Genomic DNA, 18,679 nt, shown 5'->3' on the forward strand with positions numbered 1-18,679 from the left:
CGATGACCATGAACGGCGCGGTGCTGCCGGTCCTGGCCCTCTATATCGTCGCCGCTGAGGAACAGGGGGTCAGCCACGACAAGCTGTCGGGCACCATCCAGAACGACATTCTCAAGGAGTTCCTGGTCCGCAACACCTACATCTACCCGCCGTCGCCTTCGATGCGGATCATTTCGGACATCTTTTCATATACTTCGCGCGAAATGCCGAAGTTCAACTCGATCTCGATCAGCGGCTATCACATCCAGGAAGCCGGGGCGACGCTGGACCTGGAGCTGGCCTACACCCTGGCCGACGGCATTGAGTATGTGCGGGCCGGCGTGGCGGCGGGCATGACCGTCGACCAGTTCGCGCCCCGCCTGTCGTTCTTCTGGAACGCCGGCATGAACACCTTCATGGAGATCGCCAAGCAGCGGGCCGCGCGCCTGCTCTGGGCTGAGCTGATGAAGGACGAGTTCGACCCCAAGGACGCCCGCTCGCTCTCGCTGCGCGCCCACACCCAGACCTCCGGCTGGAGCCTGGCGGCCTCGGACGTGTTCAACAACGTCGCCCGCACCGCCGTCGAGGCCATGGCCGCCGTGGGTGGCCAGACCCAGAGCCTGCACACCAATTCCCTGGACGAGGCCCTGGCTTTGCCCACCGACTTCTCCGCCCGGATCAGCCGCAACACGCAACTCTTCCTGCAGCTGGAGAGCGGACAGACCCGGGTTATCGATCCGTGGGGCGGCAGCTACTATGTGGAGCGCCTGACCGCGGACCTCGCCGCGCGCGCGCGCACCCACATCGCCGAGGTCGAGGCCCTGGGCGGCATGGCCAGGGCCATCGAGGACGGCCTGCCCAAGCGGCGAATCGAGGAGGCCTCCGCCCGCACCCAGGCGCGCATCGACGCCGGGACCCAGAGCGTGGTGGGCGTGAACCGCTACCGGTCCGCCGACGCCGACGAAATCCCGGTCCTGAAGGTCGACAACAGCGCGGTGCGCGAGCAGCAACTCGCCAAGCTCAAGCGCCTGAAGGCCGGGCGCGATCCCGCCGCCGTGGCCGCCGCGCTAGAGGCGCTCACCGAGGGCGCCGCCGGAAACAGCAACCTGCTGGCGCTCGCCGTCGACGCCGCCCGCGCCAAGGCCACGGTGGGCGAAATTTCCGATGCGCTCGAGGTCGTCTTCAACCGGCACAAGGCCCACGCCGATGCGGTCAAGGGCGTCTACCTGCTGGAGTCCGGGATCACGCCGCAGGTCGAGCGTGCGCGGTCCATGGCCCACGCCTTCGCCCAGGCCGATGGGCGCAAGCCCCGCATCCTGGTGGCCAAGATGGGCCAGGACGGCCACGACCGCGGCCAGAAGGTGATCGCCTCCGGCTTCGCGGACCTGGGCTTCGAGGTGGACATCGGCGACCTTTTCCAGACCCCGGCCGAGACCGCGGCCGAGGCTGTGGCCGACGGTGTCCATGCGGTGGGCGTAAGCTCGCTGGCCGCCGGACACCTGACCCTGGTCCCGGAGCTGAAGTCCGAGCTCGCACGCCTGGGCCGGCCCGACATCCTGGTGGTGGTGGGCGGGGTGATCCCGCCGGAGGACTTCGCCGCGCTGAAAGACATGGGCGTGGCCGCGGTGTTTACGCCCGGCGCCGTCATCCCCGAGGCGGCCATCACCGTACTGGAGCGGCTGAACGAGCTGCTCGGCTACGCCCAGGAACAGGCGTCCTAAATCCGCGCCGCCAGGCCCTGCGCCTGCATCCGCCAGACCATCTGGTCGAACCGGTCCTGGCCGAAGAACGGCTCGGCGCCGAACACCATCAGCGGCACGCCGTAATGACCGGCCTTGCGCTGGGCGACCTGGTTTTCCTCGACAACGGCGCGGTGCCGGTCAGGCTCTGCGTCCACGGCCGCTGAGAGCTCGTCGTAGTCGAGCCCGGCCCGCTCGCTGGCCCGCGCCAGGTGGTCGCCCTGGTGCCAGTCGTCCACCTCGCCGCCCCAGATCGTCCGGCTCACCTCCTCCAGGAACGCCAGGCCCCGGCCCCGCTGGGCGGCGGCGACGCCCAGGTGGGTGAGCCGGTGGATATAGGGCTGCTCGGCCGGGTATCGGCCGTCCGGCTCGCGCTGCACGGGATCTGGCCGCGGCCACCGGAACGGCAGGCCAAGGAAGGCCGCCTCCCGGAACACGTCGGTCATGAAATAGCTGAGCCACAGGGGGTCGCGGGTGTCGAAGAACTCCGGCGTGCGCACCGCCAGCGGATAGACCAGCCGCACCTGGCAAGCTACGTCGTGGTCGCGCTCCAGCACCCGCAGCCGGGGCGTCACCATGTAGGAATAGGGCGACCGGAAGGACCAGTAGAGGTCGTAGCTCAGCGTCATGGTCAGCTCCGCGCCCGGAAATCCCTGGCCTTCCGCAAGCTATGCCCTAAAAATGCGATCTTCAATTCCGCTTTTTGGGGACGGCGCATGATCCGGCAGGTTTGTTTCGCGGCGCTGGGGGCCCTGGCCGCTATCCTTGTGGCCGCCGCGCCGGCGGCGGCCCAGGCCCCGGCGACCTTCGATGGTCTGCGGGTCACCTTCTGCGGCACCTCCGGCCCGCTGCCGGTGCGAGACCGCGCCAAGCCCTGCGTCGCGGTGCAGGCCGGCGACCAGCTCTACCTCGTCGACGTGGGTCCGGAGGCCACCGAGAACCTGATGCTGTGGCGCCTGCCGATCGCCAAGGCGCGCGCGGTGTTCCTGACCCACCTGCACTCCGACCACATCGGCGAGGTCGGCGAGTTCAACCTGCAGAGTTGGGTGGCCGGCCGCCCGGCTCCGCTGGCCCTGGTCGGTCCCGCGGGCGTCGAGAAGGTCGCGGCGGGCTTCAACCTGGCCTATGCGCTGGATCACGGGTACCGGCGCGCCCACCACGAGCATGGCGCCTTCAAGCTGCCGCTGCCGGCGGGCGAGCTTAAGGCGCGGGTCGTCCGGCCGCGCGGCCCGACAGCGCAGGCGTGGCGCGACGGCGCCTTGACCGTAACCGCCATCGTGGTGGCGCACGAACCGGTCACGCCGGCCTTCGCCTATCGCTTCGACTACAAGGGCCGTTCCGTCGTGATCAGCGGCGACACCCGCAAATGGCCGGGCCTGGCGGCCGGGGCGAAGGGCGCCGACGTGCTGATCCACGAGGCCCAGAACGACGCCATGACCCGTCAGATGGCCCAGGCGCTCACCGCGACGGGCAACCCGCGGATGAGTTCGCTGATCACCGACACGCTCACCTATCATACGACCCCGGTGGAGGCGGCCGAGGTCGCGCGGGCGGCCGGCGTCAAGGCGCTGGTGCTCTATCACCTGACCCAGGCGGGCCTGCCGTTCTTCTCGCCCGACGCCTTCACCCGCGGCATCGCCGCCGTCGGCCCGCTGGACTGGCGCCTGGCGTCCGAGGGAATGACCATCGACCTGCCCGCGGGCGGGACCGAGATCCGCTATGGTCAGCTCTCGCCGGCCGGCAGCTCCAGGTAGCGGGCCATCATCAGCCCCAGCTCCTCGTGCAGCCTGGGGTCGTCGATGTCGAACGGTCCCGCTCCGTGCAGCATGGTCGAGATGATCTGCACATTGATCAGCCGCAAGGCGAGCTGCGCCGCGGCCTGGCGCCGGACGTCGACGGGGATGCCGCGGGCGCGCAACAGGTCCGCCACCAGGCCTGCCTGGATCGCCTCCAGCCGGCGCATGGGCGGCCAGACGTCGTGGCCGCGCAGGCTGAGCTCGAAGAGCGCCCGGTAGTAGCCTTCGATCGCCTTGATGGTCCGCGCGCTGCGCCTCGCCAGCCGCTCGAACACCTGGTGCAGCGGATCCGTGCGGCAGGCCGGATCCTCGAAGAAGCCGCCGACATTTGCCTCGGCCCGGGCCGCCATGTCGGCCTGCAGGGCGAAGAAGAAGGCCTCCTTGTCCGCGAACCGCCGGTAGAACCCGCCCACCGAGCAACCAGCCAGCCGGGCGATGTCGGTGACGTGCGCCTCCCAGAACCCGGCCTGGGCGAACACCCGCTCGCCGGCCGTCAGCAGCCGGTCGCGCTGGTCGCGGCTGCGCTGCTGATAAGCCGGGCGGACCCCGTCTCGGCTGGCGGCGGCGGTCCTCGCCTTGGTCATGCGGGGGCGTAGCTCCTTGAAGGACATCTAGCGCCCGCCGCAGCCGCGAATCTAGAGGTCCGGCAGTTCCTTGGTGATCACCGTGAAGCCGGCCAGGAAATTCGGCCCGAAGGTGGTGGTGATGGCGGTGTCGGTGGCGTCGCGCCCGTGCGCCATCAGGATGCGGCCGATCCTGGGCGTGTTGTGGCGCGCGTCGAAGCTGTGCCACTGGTGGTCGTCGAGATAGACCTCGAACCAGCCGCTGAAGTCCATCGGCCCGGGGACCGGCGGCAGGCGAATATCACCCAGGAAACCCATGCAGTAGCGCGCGGGGATGTTCATGCAGCGGCAAAGGGTCAAGGCCAGGTGGGCGTAGTCGCGACAGACCCCCAGGCCCTCCTCGTGCGCCTCGTACGCGGTCTTGGTCGGTCGGGCGTGCTCGTAGCCGAACTTGATCCGCTGATGGGCGTAGTCGACGATCGCCTGCACCCGGCCCCAGCCTGGCGGGATCGAGCCGAACAGCGACCAGGCCAGGTTGCTGAGCTGGTCGGTCTCGCAATAGCGGCTGCCCAGCAGGAACAGCAAAGCCTCGTCCGGCAGGTCGGCCACCGGCAACTGGCCCAGGTGCGGCGCCACCGGATCGGGCAGGCCGTCATCGCGCACGATGAAGTCGGCATTCATCACAAACCGGCCGGCGGGCGCCAGGATGCGGCTGCAGAGGTTGCCGTAGATGTCCCGATACTGGGTGAGCGGGGTCAGCGGATTGGTGTGGATGAGGTCCGGGGTCTCCAGGTCGGCGATGCGGGTCGGATGCACGTTCAGCATCAGCAGCATCGGCGTCGGCGCCGGGAGTTCGTAGACGATCTCGTACCCGGTCCTGATGCGCATCTGATCCCCGCGGCCCCTAGAGCATCTTCCGAAAAGTGTGGCGCGGTTTTCGGACGAAAGATGCTCTAAACGTTTGATTTAGAGCCTTTTTTATCCCGTTTAAATGGGTCCATCTGAACGGGAAAGGCTCTAGCGTGATTCCCCAACACGGAGCTGCGCCACTGGTTGCGTCAGAACCACCTCTTCCACCGCGATGTCCACCTCCACGTCCATGCCGAGATAGTCATTGGGCAGGCCTGACCAGGTTCCGTGCAGCGGGGTGGCCTGGCGGGGGTCTCGGGTGATCGCCACCCGGACCAGGTCGGTGTTGCCGACGATGCCGTTGGTGGGGTCGAACTCGATCCAGCCGCAGGACGGCAGATAGACCCTTGCCCAGGCATGGGTGTGGCCGCCGCCGGCCCGGCCCTTGCCGCGCGTGGCGCTGTAGACGTAGCCGGAGGCGAAGCGCGCCGCGAGGCCGAGGTTGCGGGCGGCCTCGATCATCAGGACCGCGAAATCGCGGCAACTGCCGCGGCGCGACGCCAAGGTCTGCGTGGGCGACTGCGGCTCACCGTGCAGGCGCACCCCATAGGCGAACTCGGCGCGGATCGCATGGGTCATGTCGCTGAGCAGGGTCTGCAGGCGGGTGGCGCCCACTGGCCGCACGAAGCGCCGCGCCCAGGCGGCGATCTCGCCGTCGGGGTCCGGGTGCTGGCGGGCGATCGACCGCGCCAGGTCCGGCAGGTCGTCGGCGCCGTAGGTCTGGGCCCCGCCGCCCCGATAGAGGTCCACATCGCAGTCCAGCCCCGCGAACCCCGGCTGCGGCGTATGCTCCAGCTCCACGCGCCCCTCGAAGCTCAGCACGTCCGAGCGGCCGGCGAACCTGGCGATGCTGACGCAGTTGCCGAACACGTCGTGGACGTTGCGCAGCAGGCTGGGCTCCGGGGTGATCGCCAGTTCCGCCGACAACACCCGCTGGTCATAGCCTTCCAGCGGCCGAAACATCACGCGGTGCTCGCCGAATGCGACCGGGTTGCGGTAGCGGTAGGTCGTCCGGTGGCGGATGGAGACAATCGGCATTGCCAAAGATTGGTAGCGATTCCGAAGGCGGGTCCACGCCGCTGCTGGCGCCGGACGAAACGCCCGTGGCGATTGTGCTGAACGCAGGCGCCGCCTCGCCGTTTCTGCTGCTGGGCGACCATGCCGGGCGCGAAATCCCCCGCAGCCTGGGCGATCTCGGCGTCCCGCCCGCAGCCATGCACCGCCACATCGCCTGGGACATCGGCGTCGCCGGCCTGGGCCAGCGGCTGTCGCAGGCCCTGGACGCCTGCTTCATCCGCCAGCGGTTCTCCCGCCTGGTGATCGACTGCAACCGCGCACCGCAACGCGCCGACGCCATCCCCGAGGTCAGCGACGGGGTGCCGATCCCGGGCAACCTGCGCCTCACGCCCGCGGACGCCCGCGCCCGCCATGCCGCCATTGCCGCGCCCTACCAGGCCCGCGTCGCCGCCGAGCTCGACGCCCGCGCCGGCCGGCCCACCACGCTGATCTCCCTGCACTCCTTCACGCCCTCCATGCAGGGGTTCGACCGGCCCTGGCGGTTCGGGGTGCTGCACGCCGGGGACTCGGCCTTCTCCCTGGCCGTGCTGGCCGAACTTCGCGCCACCGAGGGCGAGGCTGTGGTCGGCGACAACCAGCCCTACCGGATGGACGAGGTGGACTTCACCGTCCCGCACCACGCCCGGCCCCGCGGCCTGGACTACCTGGAGCTGGAGGTGCGCCAGGACCTGATCGCCGACCCCGCCGGCCAGCGCTGGGCCGCCGCCCTCCTGGCCGATCTCCTGCCCAAGGCGTTGCGCGCCGTCAGCGCCTAGGCGGACTGGTGGGGACACTGGGACTCGAACCCAGATGGATTGCTCCGAGCGATTTTAAGTCGCTTGCGTCTACCGGTTCCGCCATGTCCCCGCCTGGACGCTTATCCGACCGGGCCTGGGCCGTCGAGTTCGCCTCAGAACGGCTGACGCTACTTCTTCGCCTTCGCCGCCTGCACCTCGATCTCGGCCAGCATCCCGGGCTGCACCAGCCCGCTGATCTGCATGGTGATCCGCGCGGGCCGGTTGGGCTGGGCGGGGGTTCCAAACGCCTGGGTGTAGGCCTCCATCATCCCGGCGAAGTCCATCTTGCCCGCCTTGGCCGGATCGCCGACCAGGAACACCCGCATCATCACCACGTCGCCAAACCCGTAGCCCTGCGGTTTCATGATGTCTTCGATGCGCTTCAGGATGCCGGCCACCTGGGTCTTGGTGTCGCCGAACACCGCCGTCCCGCCCGCGGGCACAGGCGCGTTCAGCACCGGCGGGGTGATGCCGCTGACGTAGAGCATCTCCGATCCCGCTGGGACCTTCACCGCCTGGGAGATCGGCGAGGTGGGCGTCCCGATGTGGGCGTTCTGGGCCTGGGCTGCGGACGCCGCCGCCAGGGCCAGGGCGGCGATCAGGAGAGTTTTGAGCATAGGGACTCCGGTAAATGACTAGCTGGCGGCGAGCGCCGCCCGACGGGGCGGCTCCACAGCTACCGTCTGGGCCACGCGGCTGGCGATCAGGCCGATGGTGCGGTGGGCGGAGAATACCGCGCCTTCCTGCCAGCCGGGCATCTGGCTGAGGTGGGCGCCTGAAAAATAGACGCGGCCGTGCGGTTCGTTCAGCAGCCGGTAGTTGGGATCGTCGATGTGGCCCTCCTGGCCGCCCCGCCCGCCGAACGACGGCCAGGGCCCCAGGCTGAAGGGGACCTTGTTCCAGTTGACCACTACGGGCTTTGAGAGATCGCCCTCGTGGCCTGGGTGCAGCCGGCCCACCACGCCGCGGGCGATGGCCACCTGCTCGGCAAGGGGACGCTCGGAGAACCCCCTGGCGCGGGGGCCCGAGCCGTAACAGGCCAGCAGCATCCCCCGCTCCGAATGCAGATCGGCGCTGGGATACCAGACGAGACTGGTCTCCCCGCCCACGAAGGAGATGCCGCCGTAGATCTGCTGTTTCTCCCAGAACCTGGGCGACTCGAAGCCGATCTTGTTGGAGTAGTCGTAGGGCACCGCGGCGATCGCCGCCTTCACCGGCTGGGCGAAATTGGTGTCGATCTTGGCCAGCACCACCAGCGGGACCGTGACCACCGCATAGTCGGCGTCCAGCGCCTGGGACACGCCGGAGGTGCGGTCGCGCCACACCACCTTCACCGCGCCTTCGCGCTGCCGGATCTGGGTGACCTCGGCGTTTCGGATCACCGGGCTGACGATGGCCCGCTCGAAGCCCGCCGGGATGCGGTCCATGCCCCCCACCGGCTGGAACATGGTGGCCTGCATGTAGAGCGAGTCTTCGAAGAGGGTGCTGCCCAGCTGTGGGTGCGCCAGCAGATCGCCGAACGGCACCGGCGCCCGGCGCTCGCCGAACTGCGACGCGGCGCCTGGGATCTTGGCGAAGCCCGAGCGCTCCGTGCCCTTGAACTTGAAGTCTTCCGAGAGGTCGCCGTAGCCCCGGAGGAACGGCACAAGCCGGGCCTTCTCGTCGACGGACAGGTCCTGGTCGAGGGCGCCCTTGTTGACCGCCTTGGCCAGCAGCTCGGATATGTAGCCGCGGGTGTCGTTGACCCCCTGGCGCATCTGGATGGGTTTTCCGCCGTTGCCGGTCTCGGAATAGATGTAGGCGCTGCGGCTGGAGTTCACCTCCACCTCCAGTGGCACCCCCAGCTTGCGGCAATAGCCCAGCAGGCCCTCGTGATGGCTGGGGATGCGCGCTGGCCCGGCGTTCATATAGACCCCCTCGGAGAAGCTGACCGTCTGGTCAGCCTCCCCGTTCATCTCGATCCTCGACCCGTTGCGCACCGTCCAGTTGCGCCCGCCCAGCCGGTCGCGGGCTTCCAGCACGGTCACCCGGAACCCGGCCCGCTCCATCTCGTAGGCCGCCACCAGGCCGGCGATCCCGGCGCCCAGGATCACCACGCTCTTGCCGCGTCCCGTCTGCGGCGACAGGGCCAGTGGGCCCGCCCGTGCTGCGGTAGGCAGGAGGCCCATGGTCATCATCGCCGAATAGGCCGCGCCATAGCCTCCGGACGCGGCGATACGGTTCAGGAAAGCACGACGGCTCATCCCCATGGCGGACCCCTCCTGACGCAACAGCAGCCCCCATAGCGGCCGGCCCTGCCCGCCGCCTCAAGCCGCACGGAGCCGTCACATGTGCATTGCAGCAAAGTGCATCCGGGACGGTCACCGCAACCTCTCGGCCGCCTCGTGATCGGGCAACCGAAAGGGCCCGCCGCGCGGTGCGCTCAGTAAACAGGCGTCGGCTGTTCAGGCCTTCGGCAACTGATCACCGATCAGGCGATCCGAGCCGTTGGCGACCAAGTGTTCCGAATTGACGCTCGCGCCAAATTCACCAATTCGCGCCGTCGTGTTCTCAATTCCCTTTTGGCGCGCGTTATCACGTCGCCTCTGTACGGCAAACGGATATTGAAGTGGCAGTTTGATGCCTGCAAACTTTGCAGGCGCCCGATATTCACCAACTGAAGTTCCGGATCAGTCGCAGTTTCGGGCGCCTCTGCACCACATTGATGGAATGATCGTCCGGTGACGATTGAACCTGTTGCGCCAAGATCAGCCGGCCGCAAGGTATTCAGCACGGCGATGCCCTTAAGAGGCGGCGTCACGCCTTAGGGATACGAGGAAACCCCGGAGAGGGAGACGACCAATGAAATGAAACAAGAGATGGGGGTAAGACTATGAGGGTATCTATCAAGGGAATCCTGCTGGCCGGGATCTCGACGGCGGCCGTTCTGGCCGCACACGACACGGCGATGGCCCAGGGCGCGGCGCTGAGCGCCAACGCCGCCGCGGTCGCCGATGCGGCCGAAGTCGACACGCTGATCGTCACCGGCTCGCGGGCCAAGCCGCGCACGGCGCTCGAATCGCCGGTGCCGGTGGACTCCTTCAACCAGGAAGAGATCGAGGCGATCTCGCACTCCGACACCCAGGACCTGCTGAAGACCCTGGTGCCCTCCTACACCCTGACGCGCCAGCCGATCTCCGACGGCGCGACTTTCATCCGGCCAGCCTCGCTGCGCGGCCTTCCCTCCGACAAGACCCTGCTGCTGGTCAATTCCAAGCGCCGGCACCGCTCGGCCCTGGTGATCACTGGCGGCAGCGGCACGCAGGCGCAGGACGCAGCCCAGATTCCGGCGGCGGCGCTCAAGTCGGTGGAAGTCCTGCGGGACGGCGCGGGCGCCCAGTACGGCTCGGACGCCATCGCCGGGGTCATCAACTTCATCCTCAAGGACGCGTCCGACGGCGGCTCGTTGATGGTCCAGGCCGGCCAGTATTACGAAGGCGACGGCGACGGGATCATCGTTTCCGGCAGCAAGGGCTTCGCGCTCGGCGACCGGGGCTTCGTCAACGCCAGCTTCGAGTTCAGCACAGACCAGCCCACCTCGCGCGGCCGCCAGTACTGCAACCGCAACATCCCCAATCAGGGGGCGGGCTTTTGTGTGGGGCTGTTCCCCACTGAGACCACGGCGCCTGGTTCGGCCTTCACCGCGGCCTATGCCCAGTCGGTCAACTACGGGACCCTGTTCACCAAGGTCGCGCAGAAATGGGGCCAGCCCGACGCCGAAGCTTTCCGGACCTTCATCAACGCCGGCTTCGACCTCGGCAACGGGATGGAGCTCTACGGCTTCGGCAACTACTCGCGCAGCCACGCCAAGGGGGATTTCAACTACCGCCCCCCCATCGACGTCGGGGTCACCACCAACCAGGCCGACGACTACATCGTCATGCGCAACGGCCGGCTGTTCCGCGCCAACCAGATCTTCCCCCTGGGCTTCACGCCGCAGTTCTTCGGAACGGTGGAGGACTGGAGCGTCGTGGGTGGCCTCCGCGGCGACATCTTCGAAGGGCTCGGCTTCGACCTCAGCGTCCGCTACGGCAACGACCAGCTCGCCTACACGATGACCGACACGGTCAACTTCTCCCTAGGCGAAGCCAGTCCCACGGAGTTCTACGTGGGCGCGCTGGAATCCGACGAGTCCGCCGCCAACGCCGACTTCACCTACGAGTGGGTCAACGGCGTCACCCCGCAGCCCCTGGCTGTCGCCTTCGGCGCCGAGTACCGCAAGGAGGGCTATTCGATCCTGACAGGGGGCGTGCCGTCCTATATCGCCGGTCCCTACGCCGCGCAGGATCCCTACGACTTCTGCACCAACGAGACCGCGGTCACCGCGCGAACCCTCAGGCCCACGGCGCCGCAGGCGACCGGCATCGTCTGCAACAGCTCGACCATCGTCCTCGACGGCCTGACCATCAGCAATCCGGTCTACAGAGCGCTGGGCGTCGGCTCGAACGGCGCGCCCGGCTTTCCGCCGCTCTACGCGGGCAGCCTGACGCGAAAGTCGAAGGCCGCCTACGTGGACATCTCGACCGACTTCTCAGAGCGGTTCTTCGTCCAGGCTTCGGCCCGCGCCGAGGACTTCTCCGACTTCGGCTCCACCCTCGACTACAAGGTCGCCGCCCGCTTTGAGTTCACCGAGGCGGTCGCGATCCGCGGCTCCATCGGCACCGGCTTCCGGGCGCCCACCACCGGCCAGCTGTTCACCACCTACACCTCCACGGTGGTCAACAACGGCGTGCCGGTGGCGCAGGGGCTGTTCCCGGCGGTCAATCCCGTGGCCGTCTACCTGGGCGCCCAGCCGCTGGAACCGGAAACGTCGCAGAACTACTCGGTGGGCGTCACCGCGCGCCTGTTCGACAACCTCGTGCTGACCGCCGACGCCTACTTCATCCAGATCGACGACATGTTCTATGGGATCACCCCCATCAACGTGACGCCGGCCATCACCGCAGCCATGATCGCCGCCGGCATCCCCGGCGCCGAAAGCATCGGCCAGGTGAGCTTCTTCCAGAACGCCTTCGACGCCGAGGTACAGGGCCTCGACGTGGTGGCGACCTACGCCAAGTCCTGGCCCAACGGCCACAGCACCAACTTCAGCGCCTCGATGAACTACAACATGCCGGTGGTGAAGACGGTGAAGACGTTCCGCGACGCCACCGGCGTGCAGCGGGTCTTCTTCGACGGCGAATACGTCTACGACTTCAAGCACTCCGAGCCCCGCTGGCGCAGCGTCCTTACCGCGACCCACAAGGCCGGGCCATTCACCCTGCTGAGCCGCGCCAGCGTCTACGGCCCCTACAAGAACATGTTCAGCGTCACCAACCGGGTCATCCAGAAGTGGAAGCCGGAGGTGATGCTTGACCTGGAAGCCAGCTACGAGGCCACCGAATACGCCACCATCACATTCGGCGTGCGCAATGTGCTGGACAACTACCCAGACCCCGACCGCATCGGGGAATCCGCTACCAACGGCCGGATCTACCGCTCCGACGCCATCGTCGATTGGCAGGGCGGCTTCTACTACGCGAAGATCTCCGCCCAGTTCTGATCCGGGCGCTCTGATCCTTAAGGCCGGGCGGCGTCGGCAGGCGTCGCCGCCGCCCGGTAGAGCCGGCCGTAGAGGAAGCCCTCTTCCTCCATCCGGTTGGGTAATGGCGCGCGCGCGGCCCAGGTCGCCAGGATCGACGGGTCCGCCGCCAGCTCGGTGATGGCCTGCGCCCAGGCGGCCGGATCGTGCGCTGCGAGCGCCCGGCCCGCGCCGGTGGCGGCGATCACCGCCCCGGGGTTGCCCAGGTCGGAGACCAGCGCCGGCAGGCCCGCGGCGAAGCCCTCGTAAAGCGACAGGCAGAAGCTTTCCGGCACCTGGCTGGGGACGGCCAGCACGTCGAACTCACCCATCATCCGGCCGATTTCAGAGCTACCCACCGGGCCCTCCAGGCTGATGTCGCAGGCCTCGCCCAGCCGGCCGATCTCTGCGGCCACCGCCTCGTCGTAGCAGGGCCCGACAATCCGCAGTCGGGCGTTCGGGGCGCCCGAGGCGGCGAACGCCCGGGTCAGCATCAGCGCGCCTTTGGCCTCCGACACGGTGCCCAGGTAGCCGATGGTCAGCGGCCCCGCGGCCCGGGGCTGCGCGCGGGGCTGGAAGTTCAGCAGGTCCACGCCGTTGTTCACCACCCGCACCGCCAGGCCGGGATATTCACCGCGCACCACGCCGGCCACATAGTCGGACACCGCCACCACTGCCGAGGCCTGGCGCAGCAACCGCTCGTAGCGCAGGGTGCGCTCAACGTGGGCCTCTTGAGCCAGCTCGTGTAGCCGGCACCAGGTTTTGCAGGCCTCGCCGCCCTGCGGGCCCGAGCAGATGCCCCCGGTCAGCCGCACCAGGTTCAGCCGATAGCAGAGGGTGAAGAAGTCGGTGACCGTGACCAGGTAGGGCACGCGCCTGGCCGCCAGCACCTCCACCGCCTCGGTCATCCGAAAACCGTGTGTCACGTGGGCCACGTCGAATGGTGCGCGGCTGGCCAGGAACCGCTCGGTGGCGGCCGTCAGCGCTGGATTGGCCGCGAAGCCCAGGTCCGTCAGCGGCCGCTCGGCGCCGGCGATGGCGGTGACCGGAACCCCTTCCACGACGCCGCCGAACAGGCCTGCGCCCACGGGCTTCCAGCCCGTCTCGGGACTGTGGGTGACGGTGAGCACCTCCACCCCATGGCCCTCGGCCTGGGCGGCGCGGGCCAGGTTCAAGGTCACCTTCTCGGTGCCGCCGGCGTAGTCCGGCATGAACTGGTGGACGACGAAGAGGATGCGCATCAGACGCCTGCCAGCATGAGGTCGCGCAGCTCGGCCACCACCTGACGGTTGCGGTCGGAATCGAGCCTCGACTGGTGCAGGTAGAAGAACGCCAGTTGCGCCCCCACAGTCGCCGCCAGGGTCTTGCGCGCCGCGGCGCAGAGCTCGTCCGCCAGGTGCGCGTCGGTGGCGCCATAGGTGCGCTCGCAAAAGGCCGCCAGGCCCTCCAGCCGGTCCACGAACATCGTCCGCACCTGTTCGCCCTCCCGGCGGTCGGGCGCGCCCTCAACCGCCAACGCCGCCTTTAGCCAGCCTGCGAGGGGCGCGAACCCGAAGTCCGGCGCCGCGCCCTGCATCAGCGGCGGCAGGGGGATGGCGCGGGCCTGAGCGACCAGCCGGCGCAGGCTCAGCCCGGCGTCGGCGCCCAGCAGCGGACGCCAGGCCTGGGTCACCCGATCCAGCGCCGCCGCCGCGGCGACGGCGGCCCCCACGCTTTCGGCCAGCGGCGGGGCGAAGTCGGGGAAGACTTCGGTCAGGAACACCACGTCCACGAACGTGCGCTTCAGGTGATAGGCGGCCGGCCGATTGTGCGAATGGATCACTTTCACCGACGACAGCATGGCGGTGCGCAGTCCGTCGCGGATCAACCGCACGCCCAGCAGCAGGTCCTCCGCATACCGGCCCTGGTAGCGATAGACGTGGAAGGTCCCGGCCGGGATCATGCAGGCTACGTCGCTGAGCTGCCCCTGGGTGCGCAGGGCCTGGTTGTCCTCGCCGGTGAAGGCGCCGATCCGGTCGCGGGAGTCGCAGCCCAGGAAGCGGTAGTGGGTGTCGATGCCGGCGTTGTAGAGCAGCTCGCTGTCGCGCCGGGGCAGCTCCGAGCAGGAGACGGCCGCCACCCGCTGGTCTTCGCTGCGCGGAGAGATCAGCGCCCGGGCCAGGCTTTGCAGCCAGAAGTCGCCGATCGGATAGGCGTCCTGCACGGTGAACAGGAAGAGGTCGCCGGCGGCGTTGTCGGCGCCCAGGTTGCGCGCGTGGCTGTGGCTGAACTCGCTGTTGGGGATGCGGATCACCTTGCAGCCGCTGGCTTGCGCCAGCTCCCAGGTCCCGTCCGTGGATCCGGAGTCCACCACCACGATCTCCACCCGGGCCAGCCCCTGCTGGGCGCTGAGCTTGCGCAGCAGCCAGGCGAACTCAGGGCCGGCGTTGTAGGTCGGGATGATCACCGAGACGGTGGCCGCCAGCGGCTCGGGCACGATCCCGGTCAGCTCCGGCAGGGTCGCCAGGTCGCCCTCCCCCGGGAAGGCCACGGCCCGGGGCTGCGGTCGCGTCACCGCCGCCAGGCGCGCCGCCTCCACGCGCTGGCGGCGCATCGTCAACGCGCGGTCCAGGGGCGCCAGCAGCGCCGGGGCGATGCGGCGCATCAGCTGGCTCAGCGAGGTCTGGCCGCGGAGCAGGCGCACCAGCACCCGAAGCGGCCGGGTCACCCGCCACGAGGTCGAGCGGTGCACGGCGCTGATCTGTTCGGCCTGCGCCCGGATCACCGCGTGGGCGCGCGCCAGGTCCGCTTCGGCGGCGCGGGCGCGGGCGCGTTCGGCCTTCAGCTCGGCCCCCGGAGCGGGCTTCGTCACAGCGCGGTTCGCGTGTCAGGCGCGAGGTTCGGACGGCGCATCAAATGACCCCTACTCCGCCCCGCTTTTAGAGGCAGCCCGGCGCTTTGCAATCGGCACGGCGGGGTGCGCCAATCCGTCCGTCTGGCGCCCGCCTCACGGCCAAGCTACATCGGTCGCTAACGTCGTGCGCTGGGGAGCTGGCATGCCGCAGGTTATCGTCAGGAAGCGGCTTGGCCGGCGGTCGGGCACGCTCGGCCATCGGGTGAACCGCTGGTTCTACCGCAACCGCCCGCAGGTGGCGGTGATCGCGGCTTTCGCCGTGGCCTGCCTGCTGGGCATGGCCGCCGCCTCCATCGGGCTCAAGGATCTGGATGGATTGGCGTCTCAGCCGGCCCCGGACACCAGCGGGGCGCGCTAGGCTCCGGGCGCCACGAAAGTCAGGCCGGGGCGGCTGGCGCCGAACCCGCGACCTAGGTCGTCGTTGGCGGTGCGCATGTACGCGCGGCCCTCGCCCTTCAGGCGCCGCCAGACGTGGGTGAACAGCTCGCGCACCTCGGTTGCGGCCGCGCCGTCGGCGTCGATCTCCAGCACCGAGCGCATCTGGGCGAAGGCGGTCTGGTAGATCACCCGCGCGCGCAACGCCACCGGGACCACCGGCAGGCCCGCAAAGCGCAGGGCCTCGAAGGCCTTGACCACCGCCGGCGGCTCCACCCCGTTGCGGGCCGGCGCGCACTGGTTCAGCACGATCACCCCGTCGCGGCCCAGCCGCTGGATGATCGCCACCGACCGCACCGCGGCGGCGAGATCCAGATAGGTGGGCCGGGCCACCGCCAGGCACAGGTCCGCCACCCGCACCGCCTCGGCCACGTCGGCCTCCGGCGCTGCGGGGGTGTCGATGATCAACAGTTCGGCGCCGGCCCGGCGGCAGGCTTCGGTGAGCGCGAACAGCTTCGAGGCGCTGGTCTCGAACAGGATCGAGGGCGCCTCCTCACGCTCGCGCAGCACCTCGCAGGCGCTGCGCAGCGGATCAGCGTCGGCCAGCACCGCCTTCACGCCCATGGCCCGCGCCGCCAGCGTCAGGTTGACCGCCGCTGTGGTCTTGCCAGCCCCGCCTTTGCGGGACATCACCGTGAGTGTCTTCACCTTGCACGCCCCGCGCGGCGGCGCTCTTCGCCGCCTCAGCGCCGGGATTTATGCACAAACCATCCACAGGCGGAAGGTGAAGCTTTACAAACCCTCAGAATCAAGGGCCCCAGGCTCACCGGCGTTCGATCAGAACGGCTTGGTCACGCCTCGACCTCACGCACCTGGGCGACGCCCGCCGCCGTCAGCGCCGCGATCAGCTCGACGACCGTGGCGGCCAGCTCGTCCGGATCGCGGCTGCGCAGCACCAGGTTGGAGCCATAGCCATCGGCCCCAAAGAACGGATAGCTGCCCAGCGACATGCCGGGGTGCGCCTTGGCCACCGCCTCCAACGGCGCGGCCAGCACCCCCTCGCCGGACCCCTCCACCCTGATGGTGCGCGAGATGGTCACCGCCCCGCCCTTCAGCCGGGGCCCCACGTCCTCCAGCATCCCGCGCATGATCGCCGGCACGCCGGCCAGCACGAACACATTGCCGATGGTGAAGCCGGGCGGGCCCTGCACCGGGTTCTTCACCAGATCGCCGCCCTGCGGCACCCGCGCCATGCGTCGGCGCGCGGCGTTCAGCTCCCCGCCCCAGCGGGCGCTCATCATGGCGATGATCTCCGGGTGCTCGTGCAGCGCCACGCCGAACGCCTGGGCCACCGCGTCGGCGGTGATGTCGTCGTGGGTGGGGCCGATGCCGCCGGTGGTGATCACATAGTCGTAGCGTTCGCGAAGCGCGTTCAGCGCGGCGACGATCTCCTCCATCACATCGGACACCGTGCGCGCCTCGGCCAGGTCCACCCCGTGGACGCCCAGGTAGCGGGCGATGTCGCGCAGGTTGGTGTCCTGGGTCCGCCCCGACAGGATCTCGTCGCCGATGATCAGCACGGCGGCCGTGACGCGCTTGTTCTCAGTCTTCGCCACGTCGACGCTCTCCCGCGCACTCCAGCCGAATGCCGCAATGCCTTTAACCCAAGCCGGGATTGGAGCTACGCCTTTGTGGCGGGTCAAGGACGCCCGCCTGCCTTGGAGGTCCGCAGATGCGCCTCATCCTCGCCGCCACAGTCATCAGCGCCCTGGCGCTCCCGGCCCGCGCCACCCGGCCCAAGGCGTGACCGGGGATGCGCGGGCGGGCGGGCGCCGCTAGAAGGCCCGCATGGATTTTCCCGCCCCCCTGGCCCGCGGCCGCCTGGTGCAGCGCTACAAGCGCTTCCTGGCCGACGTGGTGCTGGACGACGGGACGGCGCTCACCGCCCACTGCCCCAATCCCGGCGCCATGCTGGGCCTGAACGCGCCGGGCCTCACCTGCTGGCTGTCGAGGTCCGACGACCCCAAGCGCAAGCTCGCCTACACCCTGGAGCTGGTGGAGGCCGACGGCGGCCTCGTCGGCATCAACACCATGCATCCCAACCGCCTGGTGGCCGAGGCCCTGGCCGCCGACGCCATCCCCGAGCTGGCCGGCTACGACGTTCACCGCCGCGAGGTCCGCTATGGACTGAACAGCCGGGTCGACTTCCTGCTCACCGCGCCGGGCCGCCCGCAGGCGTGGCTGGAAGTGAAGAACTGCCACCTGCGCCGCGAAGGTACGCTGGCTGAGTTCCCCGATTGCGTCGCCGCGCGCTCGCTCAAGCACCTGCGCGAGTTGGAAGCCATGGTCGCCGGCGGCGACCGGGCCGTCGTCCTGTTCGTCGTCCAGCGCACCGACTGCGACGCCTTCGCCGCCTGCCACGACCTCGATCCGGCGTTCGCGGGCGGCCTCGACCGGGCGGCCGACGCCGGCGTGGAGGTGCTGGTCTATGGGTGCAACCTAAGCGTGCATGACGTCAGGATCACGCGCCGAATTCCCTGGTCGCGGGAGAGACAGGAGGACCCCGCGAAATGACCGTCAGCATCAAATTTGCGCCTGCCCCGGACGGCGCCCTGGTCCCCTTCACCTGCGAAAACTGTCTCACGGAATCTCCCGACGACCACCAGCCCGGTATGGGTTCCAGCCTGGCCAACCTCGCCGCTTGCGCGGAGTGACGGCCGGCGATTGGGGCTCTGCTGCTGGGAGACGCGACACACGCGCGACACTGTTGTCGCGCCGTGATGGGCCGACCCGACGCAATCCGAACCGCTCGAAGGCGCCTCGATGACCAACCACGATGTGCGCGCTGCGATGAGCAAGGTTCCCGCCGTCACCCTTGGCTTCTGGACAATCAAGGTGCTGGCGACCACCCTTGGGGAGACAGCCGGCGACACCTTGAGCAGGTAGCCGAGGTGGGAACTCATGCTCAAGGTG

Annotated in this window: 18 protein-coding genes and 1 tRNA gene; 8 read left to right on the plus strand and 11 right to left on the minus strand. The window is 69.1% G+C overall.

The genetic code is table 11. The features are described 5' to 3' along the window. The coding region (gene scpA / locus ACLL81_RS14280) for a methylmalonyl-CoA mutase (protein WP_411289027.1) at positions 1 to 1,700 on the plus strand (1,700 nt) is incomplete at its 5' end. Here scpA and ACLL81_RS14285 read toward each other — a convergent pair. Continuing rightward, positions 1,697 to 2,347: a 2-hydroxychromene-2-carboxylate isomerase gene (locus ACLL81_RS14285; protein WP_411289028.1), complete on the minus strand. Its 651-nt coding sequence runs from the start codon at positions 2,345 to 2,347 to the stop codon at positions 1,697 to 1,699. The genes scpA and ACLL81_RS14285 overlap by 4 nt on opposite strands. Before the next feature lie 87 nt (positions 2,348 to 2,434). On the opposite strand from ACLL81_RS14285, the gene ACLL81_RS14290 reads away from it, so the two are divergent. After that, positions 2,435 to 3,472, plus strand: coding sequence for an MBL fold metallo-hydrolase (locus tag ACLL81_RS14290; protein WP_411289029.1), 1,038 nt, complete (start codon positions 2,435 to 2,437; stop codon positions 3,470 to 3,472). On the opposite strand, the gene ACLL81_RS14295 is transcribed toward ACLL81_RS14290, so the two are convergent. From ACLL81_RS14295 to ACLL81_RS14305, 3 genes are all read right to left on the minus strand, one after another. Continuing rightward, entirely contained in the window at positions 3,442 to 4,098 is a 657-nt protein-coding gene (locus ACLL81_RS14295; RefSeq protein WP_411289030.1) for a TetR/AcrR family transcriptional regulator, read from the minus strand. The genes ACLL81_RS14290 and ACLL81_RS14295 overlap by 31 nt on opposite strands. 51 nt (positions 4,099 to 4,149) lie before the next feature. Further along, on the minus strand, positions 4,150 to 4,965 hold the full coding sequence (locus ACLL81_RS14300) for a transglutaminase-like domain-containing protein (protein WP_411289031.1): 816 nt from the start codon (positions 4,963 to 4,965) through the stop codon (positions 4,150 to 4,152). Between the two features lie 129 nt (positions 4,966 to 5,094). After that, entirely contained in the window at positions 5,095 to 6,024 is a 930-nt protein-coding gene (locus tag ACLL81_RS14305; RefSeq protein ID WP_411289032.1) for a transglutaminase family protein, read from the minus strand. Between ACLL81_RS14305 and ACLL81_RS14310 the strand changes: the two genes are divergently transcribed. Further along, positions 6,024 to 6,818 (plus strand): N-formylglutamate amidohydrolase, encoded by a 795-nt coding sequence (locus ACLL81_RS14310; RefSeq protein ID WP_411289033.1) that lies wholly within the window; start codon positions 6,024 to 6,026, stop codon positions 6,816 to 6,818. The two genes, ACLL81_RS14305 and ACLL81_RS14310, sit on opposite strands and share 1 nt — an antisense overlap. A gap of 6 nt (positions 6,819 to 6,824) precedes the next feature. Here the strand turns inward: ACLL81_RS14310 and ACLL81_RS14315 are convergent. From ACLL81_RS14315 to ACLL81_RS14325, 3 genes are all read right to left on the minus strand, one after another. After that, positions 6,825 to 6,909 (minus strand) — tRNA-Leu (locus ACLL81_RS14315). Positions 6,910 to 6,967: 58 nt separating this feature from the next. After that, positions 6,968 to 7,456, minus strand: coding sequence for a RidA family protein (locus tag ACLL81_RS14320; RefSeq protein WP_411289034.1), 489 nt, complete (start codon positions 7,454 to 7,456; stop codon positions 6,968 to 6,970). A gap of 18 nt (positions 7,457 to 7,474) precedes the next feature. Beyond that, the gene (locus ACLL81_RS14325; RefSeq protein WP_411289035.1) at positions 7,475 to 9,082 is read right to left on the minus strand and encodes a flavin monoamine oxidase family protein; all 1,608 of its coding nucleotides are present in this window, start codon (positions 9,080 to 9,082) and stop codon (positions 7,475 to 7,477) included. Positions 9,083 to 9,711: 629 nt separating this feature from the next. Between ACLL81_RS14325 and ACLL81_RS14330 the strand changes: the two genes are divergently transcribed. Beyond that, a complete protein-coding gene (locus ACLL81_RS14330; protein ID WP_411289036.1) occupies positions 9,712 to 12,420 on the plus strand; it encodes a TonB-dependent receptor plug domain-containing protein in 2,709 nt (902 codons plus the stop codon). 17 nt (positions 12,421 to 12,437) lie between these two features. Here the strand turns inward: ACLL81_RS14330 and ACLL81_RS14335 are convergent, their stop codons facing one another. Further along, the gene (locus tag ACLL81_RS14335) at positions 12,438 to 13,679 is read right to left on the minus strand and encodes a glycosyltransferase (protein ID WP_411289037.1); all 1,242 of its coding nucleotides are present in this window, start codon (positions 13,677 to 13,679) and stop codon (positions 12,438 to 12,440) included. Further along, positions 13,679 to 15,289, minus strand: a complete 1,611-nt coding sequence (locus ACLL81_RS14340) for a glycosyltransferase family A protein (protein WP_411289038.1) — start codon at positions 15,287 to 15,289, stop codon at positions 13,679 to 13,681. Before ACLL81_RS14340 ends, ACLL81_RS14335 begins: the two co-directional genes overlap by 1 nt. Positions 15,290 to 15,473: 184 nt before the next feature. On the opposite strand from ACLL81_RS14340, the gene ACLL81_RS14345 reads away from it, so the two are divergent. Continuing rightward, positions 15,474 to 15,689 carry a hypothetical protein gene (locus tag ACLL81_RS14345; RefSeq protein WP_411289039.1) on the plus strand — a complete coding sequence of 72 codons (216 nt, stop codon included), beginning with the start codon at positions 15,474 to 15,476 and terminating at the stop codon, positions 15,687 to 15,689. Here the strand turns inward: ACLL81_RS14345 and ACLL81_RS14350 are convergent. Continuing rightward, positions 15,686 to 16,414 carry an AAA family ATPase gene (locus ACLL81_RS14350; RefSeq protein ID WP_411289040.1) on the minus strand — a complete coding sequence of 243 codons (729 nt, stop codon included), beginning with the start codon at positions 16,412 to 16,414 and terminating at the stop codon, positions 15,686 to 15,688. The two genes, ACLL81_RS14345 and ACLL81_RS14350, sit on opposite strands and share 4 nt — an antisense overlap. Positions 16,415 to 16,557: 143 nt before the next feature. Continuing rightward, positions 16,558 to 17,322 carry a competence/damage-inducible protein A gene (locus tag ACLL81_RS14355; protein WP_411289041.1) on the minus strand — a complete coding sequence of 255 codons (765 nt, stop codon included), beginning with the start codon at positions 17,320 to 17,322 and terminating at the stop codon, positions 16,558 to 16,560. 232 nt (positions 17,323 to 17,554) lie between these two features. Between ACLL81_RS14355 and sfsA the strand changes: the two genes are divergently transcribed. The 3 genes from sfsA to ACLL81_RS14370 all read left to right on the plus strand — a co-directional run bounded on the left by sfsA (position 17,555) and on the right by ACLL81_RS14370 (position 18,652). Beyond that, positions 17,555 to 18,280, plus strand: coding sequence for a DNA/RNA nuclease SfsA (sfsA, locus tag ACLL81_RS14360; protein WP_411289042.1), 726 nt, complete (start codon positions 17,555 to 17,557; stop codon positions 18,278 to 18,280). Continuing rightward, positions 18,277 to 18,420: a hypothetical protein gene (locus ACLL81_RS14365; protein ID WP_411289043.1), complete on the plus strand. Its 144-nt coding sequence runs from the start codon at positions 18,277 to 18,279 to the stop codon at positions 18,418 to 18,420. The genes sfsA and ACLL81_RS14365 overlap by 4 nt, the downstream gene beginning before the upstream one ends. Positions 18,421 to 18,529: 109 nt before the next feature. After that, positions 18,530 to 18,652 (plus strand): hypothetical protein, encoded by a 123-nt coding sequence (locus ACLL81_RS14370; protein WP_411289044.1) that lies wholly within the window; start codon positions 18,530 to 18,532, stop codon positions 18,650 to 18,652. The last annotated feature ends 27 nt before the right edge of the window (positions 18,653 to 18,679 follow it).

It is taken from the genome of Phenylobacterium sp., assembly GCF_046590535.1.
Taxonomy (GTDB): Bacteria; Pseudomonadota; Alphaproteobacteria; order Caulobacterales; family Caulobacteraceae; genus Phenylobacterium.

What these genes read in the sequence shown, in the direction of transcription:
- ACLL81_RS14290 (WP_411289029.1), top strand. Translation starts at nt 2,435, where the DNA reads ATGATCCGGCAGGTTTGTTTCGCGGCGCTGGGGGCCCTGGCCGCTATC.
- ACLL81_RS14295 (WP_411289030.1), bottom strand. Translation starts at nt 4,098, where the DNA reads ATGACCAAGGCGAGGACCGCCGCCGCCAGCCGAGACGGGGTCCGCCCG.
- ACLL81_RS14285 (WP_411289028.1), bottom strand. Translation starts at nt 2,347, where the DNA reads ATGACGCTGAGCTACGACCTCTACTGGTCCTTCCGGTCGCCCTATTCC.
- ACLL81_RS14345 (WP_411289039.1), top strand. Translation starts at nt 15,474, where the DNA reads ATGCCGCAGGTTATCGTCAGGAAGCGGCTTGGCCGGCGGTCGGGCACG.
- ACLL81_RS14335 (WP_411289037.1), bottom strand. Translation starts at nt 13,679, where the DNA reads ATGCGCATCCTCTTCGTCGTCCACCAGTTCATGCCGGACTACGCCGGC.
- ACLL81_RS14300 (WP_411289031.1), bottom strand. Translation starts at nt 4,965, where the DNA reads ATGCGCATCAGGACCGGGTACGAGATCGTCTACGAACTCCCGGCGCCG.
- ACLL81_RS14320 (WP_411289034.1), bottom strand. Translation starts at nt 7,456, where the DNA reads ATGCTCAAAACTCTCCTGATCGCCGCCCTGGCCCTGGCGGCGGCGTCC.
- ACLL81_RS14370 (WP_411289044.1), top strand. Translation starts at nt 18,530, where the DNA reads ATGACCAACCACGATGTGCGCGCTGCGATGAGCAAGGTTCCCGCCGTC.
- ACLL81_RS14305 (WP_411289032.1), bottom strand. Translation starts at nt 6,024, where the DNA reads ATGCCGATTGTCTCCATCCGCCACCGGACGACCTACCGCTACCGCAAC.
- ACLL81_RS14365 (WP_411289043.1), top strand. Translation starts at nt 18,277, where the DNA reads ATGACCGTCAGCATCAAATTTGCGCCTGCCCCGGACGGCGCCCTGGTC.
- sfsA (WP_411289042.1), top strand. Translation starts at nt 17,555, where the DNA reads ATGGATTTTCCCGCCCCCCTGGCCCGCGGCCGCCTGGTGCAGCGCTAC.
- ACLL81_RS14330 (WP_411289036.1), top strand. Translation starts at nt 9,712, where the DNA reads ATGAGGGTATCTATCAAGGGAATCCTGCTGGCCGGGATCTCGACGGCG.
- ACLL81_RS14325 (WP_411289035.1), bottom strand. Translation starts at nt 9,082, where the DNA reads ATGAGCCGTCGTGCTTTCCTGAACCGTATCGCCGCGTCCGGAGGCTAT.